Consider the following 25,925-nt stretch of genomic DNA (forward strand, 5'->3'; position numbering starts at 1 on the left):
AAATACGGGCGCTTTACTCTTAGTGCCCTAACTTTGTTTTATATTCCTGCATCGCATGTTTGTATGCACGCTCTCCTACATTCACTAAATCTCTTGCTTTATGAAATTCGAAAGTGTCGCAGGTGTTTCTAGGTATCCTAACTAGAATATCTGGTTGGTGGTATTCGATCATTACTTTGGTGAGCTGATCTTGAGTGAAGCTAAAAGTGCTTTCCATCAATTCGAATAGATTAAACGATTCCTTTTCAGGTTCATCTTCTTTGGGCTCACTCCTAGCCAGTTCTTTTATAGAATTAGGTAAGAGGTTTTCGAACCAACTTGGCTTATGAACTTCTTTCTCATTGCGTTTCAATAGCAGCTCTTCAATAATGGTTCGTGAATTTATATCTACCGCTACTACTATGGCGTCATCCTGCTTATTAACTAAGTTTATAGGCAAAGGATTTAACACCCCACCATCTACTAAAACCTTTCCATCATACACTACGGGTGTAAAAATACCTGGTATAGAAACCGAAGCTCTGAGGGCTTTAAATAAATCTCCCTCTTTAAAGTACACCTCTTCATTGTGCTTCATATCTGTAGCAACGGCGGTAAAAGGAATCTTAAAGTCTTCAATGTGTTGAGGCCCTGTAACTTCCATGTGCTTACTGAATAACCGCTCTCCTTTTACAAAGCCTTGGCCGGTAAATGTAAAGTCGAGTAACTCAAACACTCGTTTTTTAGTAAGGGTGAAAAGCCATTCTTTATATTCAGATAATTGTCCTGCACAGTATATACCCCCTACCACAGCGCCCATCGAACAGCCTATAACTTCGACTATCTCGAACCCCTCTTTTTCGAGCTGTTCAATTACGCCTATATGAGCAATACCTCTTGCCCCGCCTGAGCCTAGCACTAAATGTACTTTCTTTTTCATCATTCCCTCTTTAGTTCACAGAACAACTGGCATATTTTTCTGCCATTCGAACAAGTTCCCAATAGGGTGGCTTATAGCCTTTTTCTTGATAGAATGTTTCTGATTCTAGCAATACTTTTTCTTTAATGGTTTTATGCTCCTCAACAAAGGTATTGTTCTTTAAAGCCTGCGTGGCACTCATCCCCTCCGGAATTATACTTGCCTTCCCAAATCGATTCATTAGCCAACTATAGCCTTTTATAACTCTAGCTACGGGCAACATGAATGGATTATGCTCTACTTTATCCCCTTGGCTAGCACACATAAGCATGGCATCTATAACAGCATTGTATACATGATCATCCCAAAGCGACTCATTGCTTCTCCATTCAGCCACAACACTTAATTGAGAATCATACTCTAAATCTGAAGGCATTTGTGTTCTGAAATATTCTACACCAAATGTATTCAACAAACTCACCACACCGGTTGATGAAAGGGTAGATTCATTTTCCCATAATTGAATACCATACTTGGCATAGGCTGTTGAACCTACTTCTGAACAAAACATCGCTTCATCATCATAAAAGTTCATCTTGAAATCATAGGGTATATGTCGATTTTGAACTTCTTCAAATATCCATTTTGCTGCTTTATGTGGAAGCATTGGATCTTCTTGAAGTGCTTCTAAATCCGCACGAGGTCGAACTACCATAAACCGTAGTTTTCGATCGTTGATGTATTCATCTAATCTAGCAATAGCTACTCCTCGTTCAATATGAGCTTCAATGAAATACGGAATGTTCGTTCCCTCTTCTATATAAATAAGAGCTACATGAGAGAAATTACCTGGATAATCATTTCCTCTTGATATCAAAGCCGACACTTCAGCCCCACCCCGTGATACTAATAAATCACCACTATGCACTTTAATCCCTAAAACTTGAGTAGATGGTGTTTCTGAAGGCTCATCTTGAACATGTAGTACAGGGTCTATAGCATCATATGATTGAAGTAATACTTCTTCAACAGCAGCGCGCATTCCATATAACATTTGATAAATGAGCTCTCTTTGAGAATGTTGGCTTAGGTCCCAATTAATCGATGCCTGCTTTATTTTCCTTCGGGCATCGTTGTACATCTCTAAATAATTAGGATGTATTTCTTTTGAAGCGGCAATTCGAGTTGAAAGCTCAAAGTAGCTATTCAAAAAGTGCCCCAACTCTTGGTCGTTCGCTATTGATGTTGAATCTATTTGATCGAGTAAGTCACGCGATTCTTGGAGGTAATATTCAATCTGTAGATTTAAGGAATCCCTTTCTAACCGAGTATACTGTGTAAACTGCTCCTCCAATTCATCCCATTTATCATCTTTATCCCAAATGAATGGTACCGCATTTCCCTCCTCTTCAATAGGAATAGCAGCGTTGTCGGGAATCAATAACACTCCGTAAAGTGCTATTATTACAAAAACAGAGAGGTATATTTTTTTAAGCATATTTGAATATATAGAAAATGCTGTGCAATGCTTCTAAAGGATATCTAGTAAGGTGTTTTTTACCTCCAAGATACTATTCACATCCTTAAACATATTCGCTCCTTGCCCATATACAAATAGTGGGACTTCATTTCTGGTATGTGTTTTAACAGATAAATCTTCCAGATTCCCATGATCACTACTAATGATAAGGGTGTCATTTGAATTCATCCCTTTTAAAAGGTGCAATAGAAACTCATTTAAGGGCTTTAAAACACGTTGGGCATTTTCTTCCTTTTTCGAATGCCCGGCTTTATCTGTTAAATAGTATTCATAGAGCACCAAGTCTTTAATCTGAAGCATATTTAACACTCGATTTGCTGCTTCACGAGTGTCTATTTTTGGGATATCAATATTTAGTTGTTCTCGCCAGGCATTTTGAACAATCTCGGCCGTAAGCGCTAACCCTGCTTTAATCTCTTCTGTTGAATTTAAAGGAAGCCCTGCACTTTTCGTCATTAGGGTAGTACAACTCCATCTATTTCTTTTTTGTGCATGTTCAAAGAATATGGGTGGGTATGCATTCATGAAATAAGCTTCCTTTCCCAATTGATTTACATCATTAAAAATGGAGTCTTTCTTTAAAAAGTGTTTTATACCTGAGTGAGGAAAAGGTCCAAAATGTTTACCTATTTCTTTAGCTGCATTTTGCCCAGTAAATAATGCGGTTTGTCCTGTACCACTTTGAGGTAAGCCTTCTACTCCAAGATTTGCATCAATCCCTTTGTACAGTTGTTTATCTGTTACATAATTAGGGGCCTTTTTGAAATAATTACCATTCGATAGGATTTCAAAACTTTCATAGGTGTTTGTATAAAAAGGATTTTCATTTCCTTTGTTGCCTAAGCCAATACCATCAATAAATAGAAATAGTACACTCAAATTACTTCTCCAATATTAAGGTTACCGGCCCATCATTAACGAGTTCAACTTCCATCATTGCACCAAATTGACCGGTTTGAATATTCAATGATGATTGCTCTTTAAAATATTGAACCATCTCTTCATAATAGGGCTCAGCAAATTCAGGACGAGCTGCTTCTATGAAACTTGGGCGCGTTCCTTTTTTAGCATCTCCATATAGTGTGAATTGAGAAACCACGAGCAATCCTCCCTCAACATCCTGAACAGATTTATTCATTTTCCCTTCTTCATCTTCGAAAATGCGGAGTTTCAGAATCTTATTACACATCCATTCTAATGACTTTCTATCATCCTGCTCATGAATCCCAACCAGAAGTAATAAACCTTTTTCAATGGCCCCGGTTATTTCTTTTCCAACGGTTACAGATGCTGAACTTACGCGCTGAACTACTACTTTCATGAATGTGAATAATGTTAATTACTATGTGGATTACTGTTGTACAAAAACTGGATAACTATTTACCCTCAAAGTTCTCAACAAGTTTCCACAAAAAACTGGGGTAATCAACATCCAAAAAGAATAACTTTTGGTGTTGGCATAGGTAGATCAATTTTTATGTACAAAACAGGTGCGCTTGTTGATAACAAAAAAAGAGACTATTTAACCCTTTGATTTTACTATCAACATAATCCACATTGATATCCACATAGTTGTGTCAAGAAATGGGGAGAAAAAGGATAACTTTGTTTTCCACAAATCCACACTCTCTATTACTATATATTAAATTTATAAATCTCATTTTGATTGTCTCTTAGGGTGTGGATAAGAATCAGAAAAAGAGCTTCAAAGATTTTTTTAAGACCGTATATTTGAGACAGAATTAAATTCATTCATATGGATCTGAGATACCCTATCGGAAATTTTGATTATGATGCACAACATCAATTCAGTGATGTAGCTTCATGGGTAGATGATATTAGAACACTCCCCTCAAGAATAAGTTCCGCTATACAAACCTACTCTCAAGAAGAATTAGATACTACGTATCGCCCAGGTGGTTGGACGACCACTCAAGTGATTCATCATTTAGGTGATAGCCACTTAAATTCTTTGATTCGTTTTAAACTGGCACTAACAGAAAAGAATCCGACCATTAAACCTTATGATGAACAAGCTTGGACTTCATTAGGTGATTATGATGCATTGAGTATAGAGGATGGATTAACCTTACTTGAACTCATACATAAAAAGTGGGTAGCTGTTTTAGATCAAATGAATGAAGAAGATTTCAATAAAACATTCTTTCATCCTGAATCTGAGATTGAATATAGTTTATTGCAAGCAACAGCAATGTACGCTTGGCATGGAAATCACCATTTAGGGCATATTCAACTCATCAAAAGAAACCAATAATTTTTAATACATCGGCCAGCGAGCCATTCAAATACTTTTATCATGACTAAGAAAACTTTTACTTACAAAGATTCAGGCGTAGACATTAAAGCGGGTGAAGAATTAGTTGATTCAATTAAAGGTGTAGTTAAAGAAACTCATAGTTCTGCCGTGTTATCTAACATTGGCGGTTTTGGTGGATTTTTTAAGCCTGAATTAGGCAACTTTAAAAATCCTGTATTTGTAAGCTCGGTAGATGGAGTTGGAACCAAGTTAATTGTAGCCTTCAAAGCTGGTAAGTATGATACTGTTGGGCAAGATTTAGTAAACCACTGTATCAATGATATTGCTGTTTGTGGAGCACAACCACTGTTTTTCTTAGACTATTTCTCTACTGGAAAATTAGAGCAAAACGTTGGCTACGAAGTAATAAAAGGTTTTGCAACCGCTTGTAAAGAAAATGGTGTGGCGCTTATTGGTGGCGAAACAGCAGAGATGCCAGATATTTATGATCAAGGTGAATTTGATTTAGCCGGTACTATTGTAGGTATTGTAGATGAAGACAAAGTGATAAATGGGGCATCCATTCAAAAAGGCGATGTGTTATTAGGTTTCAAGAGTTCAGGACTTCATACCAATGGTTATTCGCTAGCAAGAAAAGTTCTATTCAGTAAATATGATGTGAACGATTATGTAGAAGAGCTTGGAAGTACTGTAGCAGAAGAACTCCTTCAAATTCATAGATCTTACTTACCACTTATTACAGCTCTTAAAGAATTAGAGGGTGTGAATGGTTTTTCTCATATCACTGGAGGGGGTATGGTAGGTAATACTAAAAGAATTTTACCTGAAGGATTAGCCCTTGATATCAATTGGGATGGTTGGGAGCGACCTGCGGTTTATAAACTAATCCAAGAAATCGGCAATGTTCCTGAAGATGATATGCAAGCTACCTTTAACTTGGGAATTGGTTTAGTTACGGTAGTTTCAGCCGATGCGGTTGATGCTGTAAAAGCCAAAGCTCAAGAATTAGGAGAAGAAGTATTTGAAGTTGGAGCTGTAGTTTAGCACTTCATTTTGCCGTTATAGTAGTTTTACGAAATTAAGTTAGAGTCCGATGAATTCTGGAACAACAGAAGGAGTTTGGACTCTTAGTTAATACTCTTAAATAATTAACAGTTTGAAACTACTGACTATACTATCTTTTGCCGGAATCCATTTAACCTGAATTTTTCATGATTACAAGATTTCGTGCATATATTCGAAAGCATAAAAAAAGTGCTCCCGTTGTTTTCTTTATTCTTGGTTTTATTTGGGACTCGCTTACCCTAGGTAGTATTGATCGTTTATATGACAGAGTGATACTTTGTGTATACCTCTCATCACTTAGTGTTTGTCTATATTTATACAACCTTGCCGATGATGACAAATGGAAGGAAACCTTTCTTGAGAAGTATGAAGATTATTTCCCACTAGCTATACAGTTCTTTTTGGGTGGTTTATGTAGTGCTTACGTTATTTTCTACTCCAGAAGTGTATCCTTCACAAAAACCATTTCCTTTTTCATCATTCTGGTGATACTTCTTTTTGCCAACGAGCTACTAAAAAAACGAATTTCCAATAAGTACTTACAATTTGGTACTTACTTCTTTGTCAATTTTACCTTCTTCACGTTCTTTATTCCCGTTCTAATAAATGTAATGAACACTTTTGTGTTTTTAGTATCAGGGGGTATAAGCTTAGCAAGTACCTTATTTTTAGTGACTTTCATTTATGGTAAAAGTCCTTCTACACGACGAGAACTTCATAAAGGAAAACTCATTGGGTTAATCGTTGCTATCTACTGCATGATTAATGTGTTTTACTACTTTAATCTCATCCCTCCGGTACCATTAGCTATGGAGAAAGGGCTCATTGCACAAGATATCTCAAAAGCGAATGGACATTATTTTGTGACCTATCAGAAAGGTGGATTCTTTAAAGACTTTGAAGAGAAAACCATCTATAAGCCAGGGGACAGTTTATTTGTATTTACTTCAATTTTTGCACCGGCAGATCTAAAGAAAGAGATTGTACATTCGTGGCAATTTAAAAATCCTAATACCGAAGAATGGGAAGTAACGGATAACATAAAGTTTGAAATTACGGGTGGCCGTGATGGTGGATATAGAGGGTATTCATACAAAACCAATTTATTTTCTGGGGACTGGAAAGTGGACGTAAATACCGATGATGGAAAAGTTCTAGGTCGAATCAATTTTGAAGTGATTGTCGACTCTACAAGGGTTCCACCAAATTTAAAAACTGATCAATACTAGTGAGTGTTATTTAGTATTCGTTGAATAACTAAACACTTCATGTATAGGCTTGTTAAAAGCATGAGCTATTTTAAAAGCCAACACTAAAGAGGGTGAATATTTAGCAGCCTCAATAGCGTTAATGGTTTGGCGAGTCACTCCAACTTTATCAGCTAACTCTTGCTGAGTCATTTCACCCGCCATAAATCGTAGTGTGCGAATATTATTTTGAAGAGCTACATCACTCATCTTAAAACTCCTTTCTATAAAAATAGATTTGAGTACCTCTATTTATCATACTAGCAAATAGAAGCACAAACAAAAGGGTGTGAAAAAGAAGAATATTAGCAGGGATATTGAAATGTAACCCCCAAGATTGTTCATAGAAAGATGAAAAAGGAATTTGAAAGAGTACGAAACAGACAGCAGCACACAAAAAGCCATAGGCATTTCTATATCCTTTTGAAGCAATTAGATAATCTCGTTCATCTTTAGATACTCCATCTTTTGAATCCAATACACCAATTACGAGTTCAATAATAAAGGCGAAGAGAAAGACTTTGATAAGTACAGACGACAATTGATCCGATACGGTAGGTGACTCTCCACCCCATCCTAAAACATAGATAGTATATAAACCTGCAATTGCGATTGATGAAGCAAAAGAGGCCCATGCGTAAACTTCTTGACGTGACATATGCGCTTAATTTGAGTTAATGTATAGCACACCTTACGTGATGTAAAATATTTGTTACACTATGGAATAAATTTTTTACTAATTAAATGGAATCTTTGATTGAAACGAGAACACCTTTAACAATCAGTTTTGATGATTAAAGGAAGAAAGGTCTATCTATACTGTCTTTTTAATGGATCTATAACGTGATCTAATCCATTAGTCTTTACCTCGAAAATAGTAGATAGATACTGCCCCAATTTTCCAGGCGGCCAACCCTTGCGTTGAAACCACTCTAGGTAATGCACAGGAAGATCTGTGATAAACCAATGCTGATATTTACCAAAAGGCATACGGGCTCTAACAAGGTCTATCATAAATTGAGGATCGTACATCAATAGGGAATTAGCTGAATTAAAGGCTAAATATAAATGAATAGCTTCTTAATAGTGACTTCATACAATAAATAGAATTTTTACAAGTAAGTACAAGGAAGGTAGGAACAAAAGATAATGAACCTTTCTATGTGTTAATGTAAGTAAGGTTGAATTAAAATTGAGTAGATATGGAAAGTAAAAGTAGCTGGGTAACAGGTGTTGGTATTTTATTAGGGCTGTGTTTATTAGGCTTAATATTGGGTAAGGCAGCCATCGAAGTAAAAGAATTTGAACGTACTGTTACGGTTAAAGGACTTGCTGAACAAGAGGTGTTAGCAGATGTGGTGATATGGCCTATTCAATACACGGAGGCAAGCAATAGCTTAGAAGGGATATATGCTGATTTAGAAAAGAGTGAAGAAAAGGTGAAATCCTTTTTGAAAAACTATGGGGTATCTGAGGATGAGATTACTGTTTCCACGCCATTTGTAACGGATAAGTCAGCACAGCAATATGGCGGATCGAACAACACCCAGTTTCGATTTGTAGCCACGCAAACAGTAACGGTTTACTCTGAAAATGTATTAGAGATAAGAAAACTAAAAACACAGTTACCTGAATTAGGAAAACAAGGTGTAGCCTTAACGGGGAATGAATATCAAGTTCGAACGGAGTACTTGTTTACTCGATTAAATGAAATTAAACCGGATATGATTGAGGCTTCAACGAATGAGGCTCGAAAAGCAGCTCAAAAGTTTGCTGAAGATTCGAATAGTAAACTGGGAAAGATCAAAACGGCGTACCAAGGACAGTTTAGTATCAGTAATAGGGATAAAAATAATACCCATATCAAAAAGGTAAGAGTGGTTTCGACGGTTGTATACTACTTAGACGACTAAGGGATGTAAAATGCTTTTCAATCTATATTCACGCTCGAAAAGAATAGCATTATTCTGTACTTTCAATGGAATTAAAAAAACGTATTTATGCCTCAGGTAAAACTTCTGAAAATAGCACATGGTCGCAGTGGCGATAAAGGAAATGGTTCAAATGTAGGAATCATTGCACGTCACCCAGATATCTATCCATTTCTTCAAGAGCAATTAACAGCAGAGCGTGTTAAAGAACACATGAAGCATGTGTGCAAAGGGGAAGTAGAACGCTTTGAATTACCGAATATAGGTGCGTTGAACTTTATCTTGAATGAAAGTTTAGGCGGCGGCGGTACCGTATCGCTTAAATTAGATGCCCAAGGAAAAACGCATGCTTCTCAAGTACTGAGAATGGACATCGATGTACCTGCTGAATTACTTGAACTTGTAGAGCAAAACTAAAGAGCTTTACTTCTCTCACCTAACAATTAGTAAAAGCGAATAGGGATCTCAACTTTAACGAGATCCCATTGTAGAATCATTTGTGTCATCGAACCTTGAGGTTCTTCAAACTCTATTGAAAACGCTTCAATAGGATCGTTTAATATCTGCACAGGCACTTCAAAGCGGGTATAATCCATTTGCTCATTGTATTCGAAGGCTCCCCACAGTCCCAAACCATGATTTAGTATTACTGTCCAGCTTTCTTCTTCTGGAATAGTAAATAGAGAATAAGTGCCCGCATCTATTACTTCATTATTCATTAAAACGGGTTCAGTAATGGTAATTTCAGTGGCTTCATTTGCTCCCGTTCGCCATACAGCGCCATAAGGCTCCCATTCCCCAAAGATTGTTCGTCCACGCCGATATGGCTGCCCATAAACTACTTTTATGTAGGTATTCTCGTGCTTTACCGAAGATATAGCAATAGGACTTTTTCGGTTCCCAATTGGAGATTCTTCAGGCGTGGAAGGCTTCTTGTTTTCACAACCCCATAGCGCAATACTCAGCACAAGTACAGCAATTGGTAGTTGGTAGCTTTTTAATTGGTACATCATTTAAAAGTCTCCAAAAACGAACTTAGAATTAGATCTCGTTGGCTCGTATGAAATCCCAAAACCCAAATCGATATTAATATTTGATAGATTCAATTGAAAGTGAATACCTGCACCAATCACACTTCGACTTGCTTCAACTATATCAGATTGATTTAAATCGGTTATAGTATGTGAAAAAGTAGTTAGATAAATGGATCGTAAATACAATGGTAGTAGCATTCCCCCGTCATCCGCATACACTAATGGTATGGTATAACGAGTACTGAAACGAGCTAAGTTATTGAAAGATTGTGATGTATTTGTAGGTCTCCTAAAGGCATCACTTGAGAAGGCTTCAGGAATGATAGTAGAAACACTATATAATAAGTCATCACTTTGTTGTAGGAACTGAATATCCCATTTTAAAGACTGATTATATTTTCGAAGTGGAGATACATATCCATTGATTCCATAATAAGCGGCCCATCGATCATTAAGAGTTACAGCACCTCGATTGTTATTCCCAAAAGCGATGATAATATCGGGATCATTCAACGCATGGTCTAAGAAGCCAAATAGGGAAACACCCGCTACGGGTTGTACCGATCGAGTAAGTGAAAGCACATTCCAACTTAATTGAGAATAGAATCCAGCTTTGTACTGAGATTCAAAATCTGAAAGACTATTCGCGGCTAAATCAAAGTAGCGAAACTGCTCAGTGGTTAACTTTGGAGAAAAATATAAATATCGACTTCGCGTGGTGCTATTCAAGTCAAAGGTCATGGGCACTTCAAAGCTAAAACCACGTTCCTGTAACATATAGGAAAACGGACTTCCTCCTACATCTGCAAATACGCCAAATGAAGGATTACTGTATGCTCTAACTTTAAAGCCAGGCCAAAAGGTTTTGTTTGAATATCTTAAATCGTACCAAAGACGATCTTGAATGCCGGTTATCTCGGCATAATATTGCTGACTTCGTAATACATCTATGCTTTGAAGGGATGCTCCAAATTGAAGAGTCCCTACCCGGTCCTTGAGAACAGGAAGTATGGTTCGTGGCTTTAACCAAGAAGCATCTCCATATTTTTTTGTCGGCCAAGCAGCCGCTTCTGTTGAAAGCTCACTTCCAAGAAGAGGTTTTTCCAATTGAGATCTTAAATCTGAACCTTGAATAAATTTATCTCGTGGCACTCGTTGGTTATAAAAATGTTCTTCACGCAGAACGGCAATTTTTTGTTCTTGATTACCCTGTTGAATAAAGGCTATAGCTGAACCGTCGGGCGAGTAACTGCCTTCATAAGCATTAAATAGAGCATTGGTTAGTTGAAGGACATCGCCCGTTGTAAGATTTAATTCGTAAATATTAAGTGCTTCCCCTTTATCGGATGAAAAAAGCAGTTTCTGTTCATTTGGGTGCCATGATAGATCAAAGATAGATGCGTCTTCAAAAGCAATATTTGGTGGTTGCAGCACATCTTGCTGTATAGTTGAAGGTGTTGTAAGCCACAATGCTTGAAGCCCTCTTCTATTAACGATGAGGGCGATTTGATCAGGATTCGAGGGATTGGTCTTTATCTCTACTGGATGTGCACCTGTAAAATGAGCCAATGTTGTAACCTCACCTTCAGAGGAAATATGTATAACGTCAGCGCTAGCTAAATGAGTTTGTAATGCTAAATACCCATCCTTGGCAAAAGTAGGACTATAAATACGGTCTTGATTAGCTATAGATTTCATGGAACCATCTTCAAGAGCAACGATTCTAGGAGTCGCTTTGTAAGCACCATTGTACAAACGCTCTGGAAGGTATTCTGAAATGAGCATTTCATTCCTACTCAGAGATAGATCGAAGGAGTAATCAGCTACGGCAAATAATTCTTTGATGCGTGAAGCCTTTTTGCTGTTTAGGTCATAGCTATAAAGCCCACGAATTCCGTTGTAGTGAATACCATGATAGGCAATTGTAGAAGGGCTTGTCCAGATTGGTCTATTGAGTCGAACTCCTTTAAATGGAGTCTCTAAAATTTGATGGTGTTGTTGAGTTGAAGTGCCGATATCATTTTGGCGCACACGTTCATTTTGCTTCTGCGCAGCTATATAATCAGCATATAATTCGGAGGGCCACTTCCCTGTTACTTGCTTTAAAGCAAACCCATAGCCTAAGAAAAAGTATTTATAATGATAGCGAATGGCATTGTTAGAAACCTCTTCCCCATAGGTTTGGTGTAACCACCTCGTAAAAGCAGAGCCGGATATATAATGACGATTGAGAGGAAGGGTATATCCAGATGTTTGAAAAATTTGGCCGGCACTCCATGGGTCATTACTAGCCACATTGGCTGAAAACTGATTTATGTAGTAGGGATAATTGTTACGCCCGCCATTATCGAATACACGAGTAGACTCATGGTGGACGGCTAAGCCTTCATGTACGCCTACAGGTGGATAAAAATTAACGGATCTCGCGAAATCTGGGGATATTAATCGAATTAAGGAACCACTTGAACCGGCCACAGTAACGTTGCCTTGTAAGGCATGTACAAGTTCATGAGGAAGTACCGTTTCTAGCCAATCACCAGATTTGGGATTGAGTGATTTCCCCTTAAAAGGAGCCGCATCAAATTCAGATCGAAAATTTAAAGGAGTTACAAAACCATTGGTTAGGTCATTGTATGTGGTTAGAACCACAGGAAAGTTAGTTAATGAACCACCCGTTAACTGCGATGCTTTGGGATATTGTTGCTCAAGTATCATGGCCGTACGGCGAGCCAGAGAATCTAAACCACTCGGATAAATAACTCTAAAATGGGGGCTTTTTAGCTCTTGCCAATCATATCCCGCCGGGCGATGAATAGTACTATACACCTGTTGAGGAATAGTAAACTGAGCAGAGGTAAAACTAGAACTACAAAGGACTAAAATACAGGTAGTTAGAAAAGAACGTAAAGCTCTCATGAAGGTTAAATTAGATATCCTGGAAGGTAATGATAGATAGCCCAAAAATGAGAAAAAGCACCTCCCAATACAAATAAATGCCAAATCTCATGAAAGCCGAATTTACCGGGAATAGGATTCGGTTTTTTGATGCCATAAATAATCGCCCCAATGGTATAAAAAATGCCCCCAATAGCTATCCAATAGGCAAAGCCATGAGGAAGTTGTTCCCAAAGCAATGGGAAGATAATTACCGATACCCACCCCATGATGAGATATAAAATAGTTGAGAACCAACGAGGGGCGCCCATCCAAAAGATCTTTTTAAATACACCGATCAGTCCAAAACTCCAGATGCCAATGAGCATCCAAAGTCGCCAATTGCCTTCTAAAACTACCGTACATATAGGCGTATAGGTTCCTGCAATCACCAAGTAAATCATGATATGATCAAACTTACGGAAGAGCTCCTCTACCTCTTTTGCTTCTACATTAATCATGTGATAAATGCCACTTGAAGCAAACATCAAAAAGACGGTAACACCATAAACAATGAAGCTTACTAGTGGCCATACCGAATCCCCGTGTGCTTTAACAATTAGGAACACTAAAAAAGCGAGTGCAAGAATGGCTCCCAATAAATGGGAGTAAGCATTAAAAGGCTCTCTTGGAGGGAATAATATTTTGGACATTGATCTTTGGTTGGTTAGATCGCGAAAGTCCAATAAATATACAAAAGAGCGAATCCGGTCAGAAATAGAATTCCACTCCAACTTAATACTCTGAGCCACATTGGAGGCTTAAAGTCGGCCGGGAAGTCTTTCGACATCACCAATCGATAATTAATAAATGCTATAATTGGTGCCGTTAAAAATGAAAGAGTAGTTGCTAGGTCTACCATAAACACAAACTGACTGCCCGTGATATAAAGAGCAAACAGCGACACTAGAGAGATGATGATAATGAGCGTTCGGTAATTAGATTTAGAACTCGCATTAAAGCTGGGATTTATAACGGATATAATCTGCCTACTTACTCTAGGATAAGCATCCGTAACGGTTAAAGTGGTACTAAACATGGTAGTAAAGGCACAAATGATGATAATCAAATAAGCCCAATCGCCTAAGGTGTTGGTGTACATACTCACTAACTGTTGGGCGAAAGACCCTCCATTGGCCGCAAAGGTCTCCCCGCTTCCAAACATTACTAAGGCCCCAAGAGATAGAAAACCTACCGCCAATAGTCCGGCTCCGATATAACCGATGTTAAAATCGAATAAGCCGTCTTTTAAGCTCGGTGATTTCCCTGTTTGTTTAGTTCGTTCCAGCGACCATAACGAGTGCCATGCGGCAGCATCAATTGGAATGGGCATCCAGCCCATTAAGGCAATTAAGAATGAAACCCCAGCTACATTCCAAATGGAAGGTGCTTCTATGGTAGCAACCATCGTATCTGTTTTAAATATGGCTACACCAATAGCAATAATGGTGGATATAGTAAGGATTACCATAATGGTTTTAATGGCAGAATCGAGAGCCGAATACTGTCCCGCAAGTAAAATGCTTATACAGATAGCAAGGACAATAGCGCTCCATAAAAGTGGATTGAGGGCAATGCCGGTTAGTTCAGCCGCTAAACTGGCTGTAACGATGGTAACAGCTGCTTGAACCGTGAACATGGTGCCTAGAGTAAATACTACAAACACCCAAAAGGCCCAATTCCCCAGTTTTTTATAGCCTTCTATCATGCTTTCTTTGGTGGCTATGGCATAACGTGGGCCATACTCTAAAAATGGATATTTAAACAAGTTAGCGAGTAATACCGCCCAAATTAAGGCAAAGCTATACTCAGCTCCTGCACGGGTTGATTGCACCAAATGTGAAACCCCAACAGCCGCTGCCGACATGATGAGCCCTGGTCCTAAAGCGTACTTTAAGGTTGCAAAACGAGAAGAACTTTCTGTAGCCATAGTTTAAACGAGTAAAGTGTTGAATTTCGTGAGAGTACAAATTTTTCTTTCCATCTGTAAATCGTAAAATGCACAAAATGAAAAAAACGCTTTTTACATATTTATTCCTATTAGTGCTCACCTCGGGATGTATCAATATTTTTGATAATGAATCCATCGAAGTTCTTGAGGTTAAATCATTTCAGTATCCTTCCATAGAATGGCTTGAAGTGAATAATCCTGAACTTTCACTTCAAGACATACTTTCTGATTCTGCTCAATTTTCCTTTGATACCTTACAAGCCACCATGCCTCATCAAAGAGATAAAGTGTATTGGCTACGAGCAGATTTTTCGAATCTCAACTTAAGTAAAGATGAAGAATGGGTACTGCGAACAGGTAACTTTTCGGTGAATAATGTTTACACCACACATCCTGATTCGGGAATTCAAGTATCAAAATCTGGAAACTTTGATGCGGTACAATATGGCCTCGAAAACCTGAATTGGCGTTATCATGTGGTATCTCCAGAGGAGCTTTTTGAGGGAAAATATGTGTACGTAAAACTGATAGAACCCTTTTTTGCTCGGCTGATATATAAACGACATGTTGCAGCAGCAACATATACCGATTTCACATTTATCTCACTGCGTTCATTTTTAGAATCGGCTGCCTACCAATATAGATCGATATTATTTTTAGGAGGTATTGCCTTCCTATTAGTGTATACCTTTGGCATTTACTTTGTGTATAAGGAGTCGCTATATCTGCTTTATGGAATCTATCTGATTTTCCTACTTATGTATTTAGGTGTGAAAATGTACCCTGGCTTCTCAGTATGGATGTTTGGTAGCCACCCGGTTTATAATCATGTGTGGAACGAGTGTACTCAGATTTTGCTAAACTTCTGGTATACCCGATTTGTGAGAAAGTTTATAGATGCGGAGAACCTATATCCCAAATTTAATCAAGTAGCAAAATGGGTTGAATGGCTGCTAATCGTTTTTGTAATAGCTATAACCATATCCATTTTTGTACAGCCATTGAGCATTATGCCGTATTACTTAGTTACGGCAGAGCGACTCTTTATGATTGTATTTGCTGTACTGAGTAACATCTATGTGATAGTAAACCTTAAAGATCGTCGTGGATTATTTATTATTGCGGGTTCAAGCGTGCTTTTAGCTGGAAGCGTAACGGCCTTGGTACTGGTAGACATCCAATACTTCATGATTGGGGTAGTGATTGAAATCCTGATTTTTGCGATGGGTTTGGGCATACTTATGAAACGTCGGGAAGATGAAAAAACGATACTAAGTAAAGAGATGGAGCGAGTTAAAATGAGAGCGCTTCAATCTCAAATGAACCCACACTTTATTTTCAACTCACTCAATAGCATTCGTTCTTATATGATTAAGAACGAGACAAAGGAAGCGTCGGGTTATCTTTCGAAATTCTCCCGATTAATTCGACAAATTCTGGAGTATTCAACCGAGGAGTCGATTAGCCTAAAACAAGAGCTTCAAGTGTTAAACCTCTATGTTCAGATAGAGCAATTGCGATTCAGAGATGAATTCGGCTTTGACGTACGTGTGGATGAATCGATTGATCAGGAATTAATATTGATACCGCCCCTTATAGTGCAGCCTTTCTTAGAGAATGCCATTTGGCATGGATTGATGCAAAAAGAGGGCGCAAAGAAAATTGAATTGGTGATAAAAGAAGAAGATGCTTATTTAAATATCACCATTCGAGATAATGGTATTGGTCGTGAAGAAGCGAGTAAAAGCAGATCTGGTGTACCCAAGGAAAATAAATCGATGGCCATTGAGCTTACCAATAAGCGTCTTGCTATGCTTGAAAAGGCATCAGAGGAATCCCCAAGGGTTCATATAAAAGACTTATACCATACCGATGGAAGTTCGGCAGGAACCGAAGTTAGTTTCCAGTTACCGAAAATTATAAAAATGACGACATGAAACTGAAAGTGGCTATAGTTGACGATGAACTTCATTGCATTGAAACACTCAAGTATGATTTAGAAGAGTCGTTTTCAGATCATGTAGATGTTCTTTTTACCTGTAACAACAGCGTAGAGTGTGTAAATAATTTAAAGCGAATTAAACCGGACGTACTATTCATAGATATTGAAATGCCAGGGTTAAATGGCTTTGAGTTGTTGAAAGTAATTGAACCTAAAGAAACGAAGATTGTATTTACTACGGCGCATGCTCGCCATGCTATTCAGGCTATTGACTTCAAACCAGAAGCCTATCTACTCAAACCCATCGACGTTGAGGAATTAGAAGTAGTAGTTCAAAAGCTATACGCGCTGAAAAAACCCTCGCTTGAGAAAGTCATATCTGATAAACTTGCGATATCGACGACCGAAGAAATTGAGCTTATCAGACATTCTGATATCGTTTATGCCAAGGCTTGCAATAACTACACAGAAATACATACCCAATCTGGAGATACGAGGCTAATCAGTAAAACGCTGAAGTATGTAAGTGCACAGCTTCCCGATCAGTATTTCTTTAGAGTGCATAAAAGCTATTTAATCAACCTTGCTCACATCGAAAAGTACCGCAAATCTGAAGGCGGAATGGTGATAATGTCGGACAAAATGGAGATTCCCGTCTCCTCTGACAAGAAAGAAGAGCTATTGTTACTCATTCAGAGCTGAATTTAACTCACTCCACGGTTTAGAATACTAAGCTGTAAGCCCATCAAAGTAGATTGTTGTGCATATTCTTTTAGGGATTTATGGAGAGAGATTATAGTAACCACAAGATGTCCTAGCCCTCAATCCCACTGGTGAAAACCGAAATATTGAGGGACTACAGCGCAATAGTTGTTTGAAAGCAGTTATTGCGCTTTTTTTGTTTTAAGCTTTTTTCAGCATTTTTCATGTGTAAAAGCTACCATTAAGGGCTTATAGAAATTCAACAAATCATTTAACTATATGAAAAAGATACTACTGATAATCCCAGTGTTACTTATTGGCCTTCAGGCTCAAGCGCAAGTAACCTTGGATTATTACCTACCAAAAGGGGTTACTTACGATTCTAGTATACCTACACCAAAATCTATTTTAGGGGCAGAAGTTGGAGAATGGCATATTCGTCACGACCAACTAGTAAACTACATGTATGCGGTAGCTGAAGCTTCCGACCGTGTGACTATTACAGAATATGCTCGTACTTACGAGAACCGTCCACTTTTAATGCTCACAATTACCTCTCCAAATAACCATCGTAATATCGATAAGTTGAAGAGAGAGCATGTGATGTTGACAGATGCTTCTAAATCAGGTGATTTAGACATCAGCAAGATGCCAGTTGTGCTTACACAAAGCTTTAGTGTACACGGTAACGAGCCAAGTGGTTCGAATGCATCTCCACTTACGGTTTATTATTTAGCAGCTGCTCAAGGCCGTGAAATTGATGAACTTCTTGAAAATGCCATCATCCTAATTGATCCAAGCATCAACCCAGATGGTTTAAGCCGTTTTGCTCAATGGGCAAACATGCACAAAAGTTTAAATACCTTAGTTAGCGACCCAAATAGTCGTGAGTTTAATGAAGTATGGCCGGGTGGTAGAACAAACCACTACTGGTTCGATTTAAACAGAGATTGGTTGTTAATGCAGCACCCAGAGAGTAAAGGGCGTGTGGCTAAATTCCACGAGTGGAAGCCAAACGTGCTTACCGATCACCATGAGATGGGTACAAACTCTACATTCTTCTTCCAGCCAGGAATTCAGTCTAGAACTCACCCACTTACACCGGCGCGTAACCAGCGTTTAACAGCAAGCATCGCTGAATACCATGCTGAAGAGTTAGATAAAATTCAGTCGCTATACTACTCAGAAGAAAGCTTTGATGATTTCTATTACGGTAAAGGATCTACGTACCCAGATGTAAATGGATCTATTGGTATTCTGTTTGAGCAAGCTAGTTCTAGAGGTCATGCTCAAGAAAGTATTCATGGCGTACTGAAATTCCCTTTCACGGTTAAGAATCAGTTTACAGCAACTCTATCTACCATGAGAGCGGTTATAGAGCTTAGAGAAGAGTTACTAGCTCACATGCGCGATTTCTATAAAGAGAAAGCAGAAGCAGCAGCAAATGCTTCTATCAAAGCCTATGTATTTGGTGATGACGAAGACAGAGCTAGAAACTATCACCTAGCTGAAATGTTGACTCGTAACCAGATCAAAGTATATGATCTAAAAGAAGACTTAACGGCGAACGGTACAGAATACAAAGCGGGTAAAGCATTTGTGGTTCCAACCAACCAACAGCAATATCAGCTGTTAACTGCCATGTTTGAACGCCGTACAGAATTCACCGATAGTTTATTCTACGATGTATCAGCATTTAACATGCCTTATGCATTCAACCTACCATTTGCTGAATTAAACAGCCGTCAGTTTAAGACGAGCCTTCAAGGCGACCTATTTAGCATTGGCAATATGCCAAAAGGAATGGTTGTTGGTGGACGTAGCAACTACGCTTATGTATTTGAGTGGGATGAGTACTACACACCAAAAGCGATGTATAAATTACTAGCGAATGGTGTTCGAGCTAAAGTTGCTTCTCAAGGAGTAACAGCTGTAACAGCAAATGGTCCTCGTGATTTCGATTATGGAACCGTTATGATTCCTATGGGCGTGCAAGACGATCAAGAAAAAGTTCATAAGCTTGTTCAAGAAGTAGCCCAAGAAAATGGTATTACGGTATATGCTATTTCAACAGGTCTAACTCCAAAAGGAATGGATTTAGGAAGTAATAACTTCAGAAACCTGAAGCTACCTAAAGTTGCTATTATTGGTGGAAGCGGAGCGAACTCATCAGAAGTGGGTGAAGCTTGGCACTTACTCGACCAGCGTTACCACATGCCTCTTAGTATTGTACAAAGAGATGATATTCGAGGTTCAACCTTGGATAGATACAATGTTATCATCACCTCTGCATACAGCGGACTATCTAATTCAGCTACAGAAGAACTGAAGCGTTGGGTTCGTAACGGTGGTACTCTAATTGCTTACAAGTCGGCGGTTTACTGGGCTAAATCTCAAGGATTAGCAAACGTTGAGTTTGTATCAAGAGAGCAGGAAGAAACAGAAGACGTTGAAACCCTGCCGTACATCCGTCAGAGTAACGACTCAGGTGCTCGAGTAATTGGTGGTGCTATTTTTAATACTAAAATAGATTTAACTCACCCATTAGCATATGGCTTCAATGATGAGAACTTCACAGTATTTAGAAATAGTACGCTATTCATGAAGAAAGGAAAGAACCCTTATTCTTCACCGGTAGTGTATACTGACGAGCCTCTTGCAGCTGGTTATATTTCGGACGAAAACCAAGAGCTACTGGCTAATACAGCCGCTGTTGTAGTAAGCCGATTCGGTTCTGGTAAAGTAATTGCTATGACTGATAACCCGAATTTCAGAGCATTCTGGTATGGTACCAACAAATTATTCGCTAACGCGATTTTCTTTGGTCATACCATCTCTGGAGGTACAACGAATTAAGCACTAATATTTATTAGGCTAAATCTGAAAGCACCAACATCACCGTTGGTGCTTTTTTTATGTCGATGATTTAATCTCGTGGAGGTATGCCCACTAAATGCCGAAATGAAAATGGACCCTCAGGCATAGTCTTCAGGTTACGAATCATCATAATTGCACGATCTATCTTCAGTGCGCTTGATTTAACCTGACTTACATAATAGATGATATATCGCTGTTGACCGTCGGTTAATGTGTCGAATAGCTTGGCTCCTTCTTCATCCTGCTCAAGCAATGCTTGCAGCTCCTCCGGTACTTCTAGGCCATATTTAGATTGGTCTAACTCAAGATGAACCTGTACTTCGTTCCCTAAAGTAAGTCCAAAGGACTTTAACCGCGCCTTATTTAGGGAGATGTATGCCGCACCACCACCTAAAGCTACCAAACCGCATTGGAAAGGAGGATTATCATTTACTCTGCAAATCAGACGAGTACCAATGCCACCAATGGCCTTTACCTGATCACTCGGAACAGTGATATAATGCATGCGAAGTTTGTAATGCTTATCAATAAACGACTTAAACAGGAAGGAACTCATGGGCTAACGAAGTATTAGGCTTTGAAACAATTAAAGGCATTTTGGCTTTGAAGTGGTAGAGTATAATTAAAAAGAATAGAATGAAAGCAATGAAAGTATTGGGCTCTTTACTAGCTGTTTTAGTTGCTGGTTTCCTAGTGGTTACCTTAACTATTGATGGTATTGTAAAGTCACAAATCGAAGAATCAGGAAGTAAGTTACTGAATACCAAAGTTGAAGTAGATGATGTCGATATATCATTACTAAATGGTACAGGTAGTATGGATGGCTTTATCGTGTTTAACCCCGAAGGGTTTTCAACGGAAGCAGCAATGGATTTAGAAGAAATTGAAATGGATGTAGATCTCAAGAGTCTGTTTTCAGATACCGTCATCGTAAAAAGACTTCAGATTAAAAACCCAGCTATAAGTCTTGAGCAAAAAGGATCGGATATTAACCTTAGAACGATTAGCGAGAACCTAGAAGTTGATGAAGAAAATGAAAACCAGAAGTCGTTAGTAATAGATCGTTTTATTCTTGAAGAAGGTGAAATTACAGTCTCTTCAAATATTGACGAAAAGCGTACTACAAAAGCAAAGGTTTCAAGAATAGAGCTAAACGATATTGGTAAAAATGGTTCGAATACTATTCAAGAGGGAATGAAGGAAGTGCTTGAACCCGTAATTAGTGAAGCGTTAAGCAGCGCCCTTAAATCGACCCTATTTGATAAACTTGAAGACACCTTTAATGAGGTAATCAAGTAGGAATACGATAATATCATATCCAATAAAAAAAGCCTCCCTGATATTCTCAGAGAGGCTTTTTTATAAGTTTTGGATGGTTTAGTTCGTTTGAACTTTACCATTGATGATTACACCGGTTACATTGGAGGTGTACTCAAAAGGGTCGCCATTAAACAATACGATATCGGCATCTTTTCCTTTTTCGAGTGAACCCACTCTTTCTTCGATGTCAAGAATCTTAGCCGCTTCGATAGTCAATATTTCCATTGCAGCGCTTCGATCTAAGCCGTTTGCTACAGCCACGCCAGCTTCAAAAAGCACTACACGTGTTTTAGGAACATATGGCTCATAGCCACTTTGGAAGCCGAATGGAATGCCTGCTCTGTGAAGCATACCCGCCGTTTCCATACTCGCATTTTGTGCATCTCTAGAAGGTCGAATCATCGTTGGATGAACAAATACAGTTACACCAGCATCTTTAATTTCATCCAAAATTAGATGCGCATCTGCTGCACCATCTAACACCATTGGGAAATCAAATTCTTTCTGCAGGCGAAGTGCAGTCATGATATCATTCGCTTTATGAACAGTTACCATCGCTGTTAATTTACCATCTAGTAAATCAGCCAGGGCTTCCATGCGAATGTTCTTAGTGTAGGAATCACCGTTTTTACGCTTTTCTGCATAAGCTTGTGCCTTCACAAGTTCTTGTCGAATCATAGCCACACCTTTTGAGCGTGTACCTGGCTTATTAATAGCACCACTAATCATAGAGCCCATAGTAAAAGCAATCATCTTAGATGGAGTCACAACAGCCTCTTCTACTGTTTCGCCCGTTGTTTTAACGATCATGGTTTGGCCACTCATAAGAGCTCCCGGTCCATGACCAGTATGCACTGTAGTCACACCAAGACGGCGCAGGTGACCTACAAGCTCTTCTCGAGCGTTGTAAGCATCAATAGCACGTAACTCGGGTTGAATAGCCGATGAAGTTTCGAGCTGATCTTGATCGTGTGGCTGACTCATGTGACCTGCTAAACCTACCACCGAGTGTACATCAATAAATCCAGGGGTAACTACTTTTGCTTCCATCACTTCATAACCTGAAGGGATTCGAACAGAAGACTGTGTACCTACTCGTTCAATTTTGCCGTCTTTCACCAGCACAACCCCCTTCACAATAGGATTGCCTGCACTTGTATACACGGTATCGCCTTTAACAGCGATGCGTTGTGCGTAAGCAGTGCTTGAAAAAGCAGCGAATAGCACCAATAAAAATGTAATTCTTAATGTCTTCATATCAATTATTCTCCTTCAGTGTGGTGAGTATGGATGTTTCCGCGGAATGTGTCTTCGCCACCCGTAGCAAACTTGCGGTCTTCTGGGTTATCGCGATCCCACACTTTTAGTCCTTCAATCCATGTTTCTTCTACTAGAGTATACACGCTGAATGGGTCTCCTGATAGAATTATGAAATCAGCATCTTTACCTTTTTCAAGTGTACCCACACGGTCGTCGATGTCCATCATTTTAGCGTTGGCAATGGTAAGAGCTTCTAAAGCTTTTTCTCTACTCATGCCATCGCGTACGCCCATAGCTGCCGAGCGAAGGAATAAGCGAGAATCGGTGATACCGTCATCGGTATGGAAACCAACGAGGGCACCAGCTTCTTCTAAAGCCGCACCATTTACATTACTGAAATCCATCGCTTCTAACTTACCACCAAAGGAGTCGAGGGTAATAATAGATGCAGGAACGCCAGCCGCAGCAATTTCATCAGCTACTTTGTAGGCTTCACTCACATGCTGAAGAACCACTCGGTATCCAAACTCCTGAGATAGACGAATAGCAGTAAGGATATCATCATGGCGGTGAGTATGGTTATGAACCACTCTCTTACCTTCAAGAATTTGAACAAGAGCTTCCATTTGAAGATCGCGTGGTGGCATTTTGCTTTCATCACCGTTAGCGGCCTTAATCTTAGCTTGATAATTCTGAGCCTTTACAAATAGGTCTCGTACCATAGCCGCTGAACGGGCACGAGTGCCAGGAAATGCGCCCGATCCTTTTATAGGGTTAGTACCGTTAGCCATCTTCATACCACCGTAAATGTTGTTTTCTTCGTCTACAACAAGTAGCATTTCTTCAATGGTATTAGCTTTTTTAAGCTTTAAGTAAACAGTTTGCCCACTCATAAGATGACCAGACCCCGGCATGATATTAACGGACGTAATTCCACCAGCTAATGCTTTTTTAAAAGTATCACTACGTGGGTTTATAGTATCCATAATTCGAACGTCTGGATGTAAGGCTGATGAGCGATCACCGCCATCTCCTTCACCAAGGTGAGAGTGCGTATCAACAAGGCCCGGCATTAGAACTTTGCCCGACACATCCACAACGGTAGCATTTCGGGGTGTGCGAGTGTTGGCATCACCAACGGAGAGAATCTTACCGTTTTGTACCACAAGTACCCCATTTTCGATGGGATCTCCGGAGATAGGAATTATTTTGGCTCCCTTAAAAACCAAAGGGTTAGATTGTGCTGCAAGCTGTGTACTTGAGAGTACAAGTAGCATAAGCACAGAAAAGTAGTAGCTTAGTTTTGTCATAAAAAATGGACTGGTTATTAATCAGTCCGAAAATTATAAAAATAACTAAGCCTGCAAAGCGATTTGCAATGATTTACACTTACTCTTGATAACTTTTTTGGATATCAAAAAGGCGGGCTTCGATAAAGTCTTTAGGCAACCATTTTCCATTCACCATAACACCCGATTGAGCTTTTAAATTTATGATGCTATCCAATGGGTTTTTATCCAGCAGGATGAGGTCAGCTCGCTTGCCTTCTTCAATGGTTCCGAAGTCTGCTTCATTCTGGAAATACTCGCCTACATTTCGGGTGCCGGTTACTAAAATTTCATAAGGACTCATCCCTGCTTCGGCCATAAATACCATTTCACGGTGTATGGAGAAACCAGGCACACTAAATAACTGAGGAGCATCCGTTCCAAGAAGGATACGCACACCGGCTTCATTCATTTTACCCAATAACATTCGGCGAATAAGAGAATGTTCTTTTGCTTCATCTAAATCATAATTGGGGCTATTCAGCTTATTTTCTACATAAGCATTATAACCAGAGAGCAAGTTTTTGGGGATGTACTTAAGCTCTTCATATGTTTTCATTACATCATAGTTGGCAGAACCAATGATGGTTTCCCATAAAGCCTGTGTAGGCACAATCCATACATCATTTTCGAGGGTAAGCTGAATAAGTTCATCCATTTTCTCATCGAGTTCAGCTCCTTCAAAAGCACTTAGGTACGCAACATAGCCATCCATATGATCGATACTATTTTGCCCTGCTTCTAAAACATGAACGATTCCAACATCAGAAGGAACATGACCACCAAAACGAATACCAACTTCATTAGCGGTAGCGGCCATAGCGTCATACTCTTCAAGGGTTAAACCAGGATGAATTTTCAATAAATCCCAGCCCTCTTCGTTTTGAGCACGCACTTTTTCCCGTGCTTCTTCCACCGAATTAATGGAGTTTCCATTAAAGCTTGGCCCAGCTAAAAATAACTGTGGACCAATAAGCTCTTGAGATAAAATTTTATCCTTGAGCTGTAATTGATCCGGCCACCCTAGCATACCGCGAACCGTAGTTACACCTGCAGCGGTATATAGAAATAACGTGTTCTCTACATATTCTTTGGTCATGTATCGAGGCGCGTTAGCAGGTGGGTCGGTTGGCGGTACGTGGCCGTGCATTTCTGCAAGTCCGGGCATTAAATATTTATCGGTACCATCAATAACAGAAACGCCTTTGCCCATTTTCAATTCGCCAGTAGGACGAATCATAATAATTTCGTTGCCTCTTATAACCACCGTTTTATTTTCTAAAATCGTGGAGCTGGTCATAGGCACTACATTCACATTCGTAAATGCGGTCGCTTCACCGGATATTAAGAGCCTGTTATCAACTTCTTCGTTATTGTTATATATAACGAATGCCAATAGGAGTAATGATAGAATAGCGGCTGAAAAAACGAGTCGCTTCATAGTATTGCTAGTTAGTTACTTTATATAAGAACCTAATTTATAGGTACAATTCAACGCAATAAGAGATAATTTGATGTTTTTTTACGCTATTACAAGGGTGCTTGATCGTTATTGGACCACCCTGTTTTAGATTTACCCTGTTCTCTACTTATTTAAATCGCATTTTTAACCTTGGCT

General features: G+C 39.1%; 24 protein-coding genes. 9 read left to right on the top strand and 15 right to left on the bottom strand.

Going from position 1 to position 25,925, the window contains the following annotated elements; all coding sequences use genetic code 11:
* Nucleotides 1–19: 19 nt before the first annotated feature.
* From B155_RS0109670 to dtd, 4 genes are read right to left on the bottom strand one after another with little or no spacing between them, the layout of a single operon-like run.
* Nucleotides 20–922, bottom strand: coding sequence for a patatin-like phospholipase family protein (locus B155_RS0109670; RefSeq protein WP_018128065.1), 903 nt, complete (start codon nt 920–922; stop codon nt 20–22).
* Between the two features lie 7 nt (nt 923–929).
* Nucleotides 930–2,396, bottom strand: a complete 1,467-nt coding sequence (locus tag B155_RS0109675; protein ID WP_018128066.1) for a YiiX/YebB-like N1pC/P60 family cysteine hydrolase — start codon at nt 2,394–2,396, stop codon at nt 930–932.
* A 33-nt stretch (nt 2,397–2,429) separates the two neighbouring features.
* The gene (locus B155_RS0109680) at nt 2,430–3,317 is read right to left on the bottom strand and encodes an alkaline phosphatase family protein (RefSeq protein WP_018128067.1); all 888 of its coding nucleotides are present in this window, start codon (nt 3,315–3,317) and stop codon (nt 2,430–2,432) included.
* Between the two features lies 1 nt (nt 3,318).
* Complete coding sequence (gene dtd, locus B155_RS0109685; RefSeq protein ID WP_018128068.1) at nt 3,319–3,759, bottom strand: D-aminoacyl-tRNA deacylase; 441 nt, start codon at nt 3,757–3,759, stop codon at nt 3,319–3,321.
* 435 nt (nt 3,760–4,194) lie between these two features.
* Between dtd and B155_RS0109690 the strand changes: the two genes are divergently transcribed.
* The 3 genes from B155_RS0109690 (at nt 4,195) to B155_RS0109700 (ending at nt 7,010) form a co-directional block, all read left to right on the top strand.
* Entirely contained in the window at nt 4,195–4,713 is a 519-nt protein-coding gene (locus B155_RS0109690) for a YfiT family bacillithiol transferase (RefSeq protein ID WP_018128069.1), read from the top strand.
* Nucleotides 4,714–4,755: 42 nt separating this feature from the next.
* Entirely contained in the window at nt 4,756–5,760 is a 1,005-nt protein-coding gene (purM, locus tag B155_RS0109695) for a phosphoribosylformylglycinamidine cyclo-ligase (protein ID WP_018128070.1), read from the top strand.
* Nucleotides 5,761–5,927: 167 nt separating this feature from the next.
* Nucleotides 5,928–7,010 carry a DUF2914 domain-containing protein gene (locus tag B155_RS0109700; RefSeq protein ID WP_018128071.1) on the top strand — a complete coding sequence of 361 codons (1,083 nt, stop codon included), beginning with the start codon at nt 5,928–5,930 and terminating at the stop codon, nt 7,008–7,010.
* A gap of 6 nt (nt 7,011–7,016) precedes the next feature.
* Here B155_RS0109700 and B155_RS0109705 read toward each other — a convergent pair whose 3' ends face one another.
* The 3 genes from B155_RS0109705 to B155_RS0109715 form a co-directional block, all read right to left on the bottom strand.
* Entirely contained in the window at nt 7,017–7,238 is a 222-nt protein-coding gene (locus tag B155_RS0109705) for a helix-turn-helix transcriptional regulator (RefSeq protein ID WP_018128072.1), read from the bottom strand.
* Nucleotide 7,239: 1 nt separating this feature from the next.
* Nucleotides 7,240–7,686, bottom strand: a complete 447-nt coding sequence (locus B155_RS0109710; RefSeq protein WP_018128073.1) for a hypothetical protein — start codon at nt 7,684–7,686, stop codon at nt 7,240–7,242.
* A gap of 152 nt (nt 7,687–7,838) precedes the next feature.
* Nucleotides 7,839–8,060 (bottom strand): putative quorum-sensing-regulated virulence factor, encoded by a 222-nt coding sequence (locus B155_RS0109715; RefSeq protein ID WP_018128074.1) that lies wholly within the window; start codon nt 8,058–8,060, stop codon nt 7,839–7,841.
* A gap of 170 nt (nt 8,061–8,230) precedes the next feature.
* Between B155_RS0109715 and B155_RS0109720 the strand changes: the two genes are divergently transcribed.
* Both B155_RS0109720 and B155_RS0109725 read left to right on the top strand, forming a co-directional pair.
* Nucleotides 8,231–8,941, top strand: a complete 711-nt coding sequence (locus B155_RS0109720; RefSeq protein WP_018128075.1) for an SIMPL domain-containing protein — start codon at nt 8,231–8,233, stop codon at nt 8,939–8,941.
* Nucleotides 8,942–9,028: 87 nt separating this feature from the next.
* The gene (locus tag B155_RS0109725) at nt 9,029–9,376 is read left to right on the top strand and encodes an AtuA-related protein (RefSeq protein WP_018128076.1); all 348 of its coding nucleotides are present in this window, start codon (nt 9,029–9,031) and stop codon (nt 9,374–9,376) included.
* Between the two features lie 26 nt (nt 9,377–9,402).
* Here B155_RS0109725 and B155_RS0109730 read toward each other — a convergent pair whose 3' ends face one another.
* The 4 genes from B155_RS0109730 to B155_RS0109745 are packed head-to-tail and all read right to left on the bottom strand — an operon-like array spanning nt 9,403 to nt 14,857.
* Entirely contained in the window at nt 9,403–9,972 is a 570-nt protein-coding gene (locus B155_RS0109730; protein ID WP_018128077.1) for a DUF2911 domain-containing protein, read from the bottom strand.
* Nucleotides 9,973–12,909: a TolB-like translocation protein gene (locus tag B155_RS0109735; RefSeq protein ID WP_018128078.1), complete on the bottom strand. Its 2,937-nt coding sequence runs from the start codon at nt 12,907–12,909 to the stop codon at nt 9,973–9,975. It lies immediately after the preceding gene.
* A gap of 5 nt (nt 12,910–12,914) precedes the next feature.
* Nucleotides 12,915–13,580, bottom strand: a complete 666-nt coding sequence (trhA, locus tag B155_RS0109740) for a PAQR family membrane homeostasis protein TrhA (RefSeq protein ID WP_018128079.1) — start codon at nt 13,578–13,580, stop codon at nt 12,915–12,917.
* 14 nt (nt 13,581–13,594) lie between these two features.
* Nucleotides 13,595–14,857: an Nramp family divalent metal transporter gene (locus B155_RS0109745; RefSeq protein ID WP_018128080.1), complete on the bottom strand. Its 1,263-nt coding sequence runs from the start codon at nt 14,855–14,857 to the stop codon at nt 13,595–13,597.
* 77 nt (nt 14,858–14,934) lie between these two features.
* Here B155_RS0109745 and B155_RS13635 point away from each other — a divergent pair, with 77 nt between their 5' ends.
* The 3 genes from B155_RS13635 to B155_RS0109760 all read left to right on the top strand — a co-directional run bounded on the left by B155_RS13635 (nt 14,935) and on the right by B155_RS0109760 (nt 20,378).
* The gene (locus B155_RS13635) at nt 14,935–16,815 is read left to right on the top strand and encodes a histidine kinase (RefSeq protein ID WP_169331293.1); all 1,881 of its coding nucleotides are present in this window, start codon (nt 14,935–14,937) and stop codon (nt 16,813–16,815) included.
* Nucleotides 16,812–17,522, top strand: coding sequence for a LytR/AlgR family response regulator transcription factor (locus B155_RS0109755; protein ID WP_018128082.1), 711 nt, complete (start codon nt 16,812–16,814; stop codon nt 17,520–17,522). The genes B155_RS13635 and B155_RS0109755 overlap by 4 nt, the downstream gene beginning before the upstream one ends.
* 279 nt (nt 17,523–17,801) lie before the next feature.
* Complete coding sequence (locus B155_RS0109760) at nt 17,802–20,378, top strand: M14 family metallopeptidase (protein WP_018128083.1); 2,577 nt, start codon at nt 17,802–17,804, stop codon at nt 20,376–20,378.
* 70 nt (nt 20,379–20,448) lie between these two features.
* Here B155_RS0109760 and B155_RS0109765 read toward each other — a convergent pair whose 3' ends face one another.
* Complete coding sequence (locus B155_RS0109765; RefSeq protein WP_018128084.1) at nt 20,449–20,955, bottom strand: YdeI/OmpD-associated family protein; 507 nt, start codon at nt 20,953–20,955, stop codon at nt 20,449–20,451.
* Nucleotides 20,956–21,035: 80 nt separating this feature from the next.
* On the opposite strand from B155_RS0109765, the gene B155_RS0109770 reads away from it, so the two are divergent.
* On the top strand, nt 21,036–21,698 hold the full coding sequence (locus B155_RS0109770) for a DUF748 domain-containing protein (protein WP_018128085.1): 663 nt from the start codon (nt 21,036–21,038) through the stop codon (nt 21,696–21,698).
* 78 nt (nt 21,699–21,776) lie between these two features.
* Here the strand turns inward: B155_RS0109770 and B155_RS0109775 are convergent, their stop codons facing one another.
* From B155_RS0109775 to B155_RS0109785, 3 genes are all read right to left on the bottom strand, one after another.
* Nucleotides 21,777–22,976: an amidohydrolase family protein gene (locus tag B155_RS0109775; RefSeq protein WP_018128086.1), complete on the bottom strand. Its 1,200-nt coding sequence runs from the start codon at nt 22,974–22,976 to the stop codon at nt 21,777–21,779.
* A 5-nt stretch (nt 22,977–22,981) separates the two neighbouring features.
* Nucleotides 22,982–24,289 carry an amidohydrolase family protein gene (locus B155_RS0109780; protein ID WP_018128087.1) on the bottom strand — a complete coding sequence of 436 codons (1,308 nt, stop codon included), beginning with the start codon at nt 24,287–24,289 and terminating at the stop codon, nt 22,982–22,984.
* Between the two features lie 79 nt (nt 24,290–24,368).
* On the bottom strand, nt 24,369–25,748 hold the full coding sequence (locus tag B155_RS0109785) for an amidohydrolase family protein (protein WP_018128088.1): 1,380 nt from the start codon (nt 25,746–25,748) through the stop codon (nt 24,369–24,371).
* Nucleotides 25,749–25,925: the final 177 nt, after the last annotated feature.

Origin of the sequence: Balneola vulgaris DSM 17893, assembly GCF_000375465.1 — a bacterium.
GTDB lineage: Bacteria > Bacteroidota > Rhodothermia > Balneolales > Balneolaceae > Balneola > Balneola vulgaris.

Excerpts from the sequence above, each read along its gene's own strand:
- B155_RS13635 (WP_169331293.1), top strand. The coding sequence starts at position 14,935 with ATGAAAAAAACGCTTTTTACATATTTATTCCTATTAGTGCTCACCTCG.
- B155_RS0109755 (WP_018128082.1), top strand. The coding sequence starts at position 16,812 with ATGAAACTGAAAGTGGCTATAGTTGACGATGAACTTCATTGCATTGAA.
- B155_RS0109725 (WP_018128076.1), top strand. The coding sequence starts at position 9,029 with ATGCCTCAGGTAAAACTTCTGAAAATAGCACATGGTCGCAGTGGCGAT.
- trhA (WP_018128079.1), bottom strand. The coding sequence starts at position 13,580 with ATGTCCAAAATATTATTCCCTCCAAGAGAGCCTTTTAATGCTTACTCC.
- B155_RS0109670 (WP_018128065.1), bottom strand. The coding sequence starts at position 922 with ATGATGAAAAAGAAAGTACATTTAGTGCTAGGCTCAGGCGGGGCAAGA.
- B155_RS0109675 (WP_018128066.1), bottom strand. The coding sequence starts at position 2,396 with ATGCTTAAAAAAATATACCTCTCTGTTTTTGTAATAATAGCACTTTAC.
- B155_RS0109765 (WP_018128084.1), bottom strand. The coding sequence starts at position 20,955 with ATGAGTTCCTTCCTGTTTAAGTCGTTTATTGATAAGCATTACAAACTT.
- B155_RS0109745 (WP_018128080.1), bottom strand. The coding sequence starts at position 14,857 with ATGGCTACAGAAAGTTCTTCTCGTTTTGCAACCTTAAAGTACGCTTTA.
- B155_RS0109710 (WP_018128073.1), bottom strand. The coding sequence starts at position 7,686 with ATGTCACGTCAAGAAGTTTACGCATGGGCCTCTTTTGCTTCATCAATC.
- B155_RS0109715 (WP_018128074.1), bottom strand. The coding sequence starts at position 8,060 with ATGTACGATCCTCAATTTATGATAGACCTTGTTAGAGCCCGTATGCCT.
- B155_RS0109775 (WP_018128086.1), bottom strand. The coding sequence starts at position 22,976 with ATGAAGACATTAAGAATTACATTTTTATTGGTGCTATTCGCTGCTTTT.
- B155_RS0109700 (WP_018128071.1), top strand. The coding sequence starts at position 5,928 with ATGATTACAAGATTTCGTGCATATATTCGAAAGCATAAAAAAAGTGCT.
- B155_RS0109720 (WP_018128075.1), top strand. The coding sequence starts at position 8,231 with ATGGAAAGTAAAAGTAGCTGGGTAACAGGTGTTGGTATTTTATTAGGG.
- B155_RS0109770 (WP_018128085.1), top strand. The coding sequence starts at position 21,036 with ATGAAAGCAATGAAAGTATTGGGCTCTTTACTAGCTGTTTTAGTTGCT.
- B155_RS0109780 (WP_018128087.1), bottom strand. The coding sequence starts at position 24,289 with ATGACAAAACTAAGCTACTACTTTTCTGTGCTTATGCTACTTGTACTC.
- B155_RS0109760 (WP_018128083.1), top strand. The coding sequence starts at position 17,802 with ATGAAAAAGATACTACTGATAATCCCAGTGTTACTTATTGGCCTTCAG.
- B155_RS0109690 (WP_018128069.1), top strand. The coding sequence starts at position 4,195 with ATGGATCTGAGATACCCTATCGGAAATTTTGATTATGATGCACAACAT.
- B155_RS0109705 (WP_018128072.1), bottom strand. The coding sequence starts at position 7,238 with ATGAGTGATGTAGCTCTTCAAAATAATATTCGCACACTACGATTTATG.
- purM (WP_018128070.1), top strand. The coding sequence starts at position 4,756 with ATGACTAAGAAAACTTTTACTTACAAAGATTCAGGCGTAGACATTAAA.
- B155_RS0109785 (WP_018128088.1), bottom strand. The coding sequence starts at position 25,748 with ATGAAGCGACTCGTTTTTTCAGCCGCTATTCTATCATTACTCCTATTG.
- dtd (WP_018128068.1), bottom strand. The coding sequence starts at position 3,759 with ATGAAAGTAGTAGTTCAGCGCGTAAGTTCAGCATCTGTAACCGTTGGA.
- B155_RS0109730 (WP_018128077.1), bottom strand. The coding sequence starts at position 9,972 with ATGATGTACCAATTAAAAAGCTACCAACTACCAATTGCTGTACTTGTG.
- B155_RS0109735 (WP_018128078.1), bottom strand. The coding sequence starts at position 12,909 with ATGAGAGCTTTACGTTCTTTTCTAACTACCTGTATTTTAGTCCTTTGT.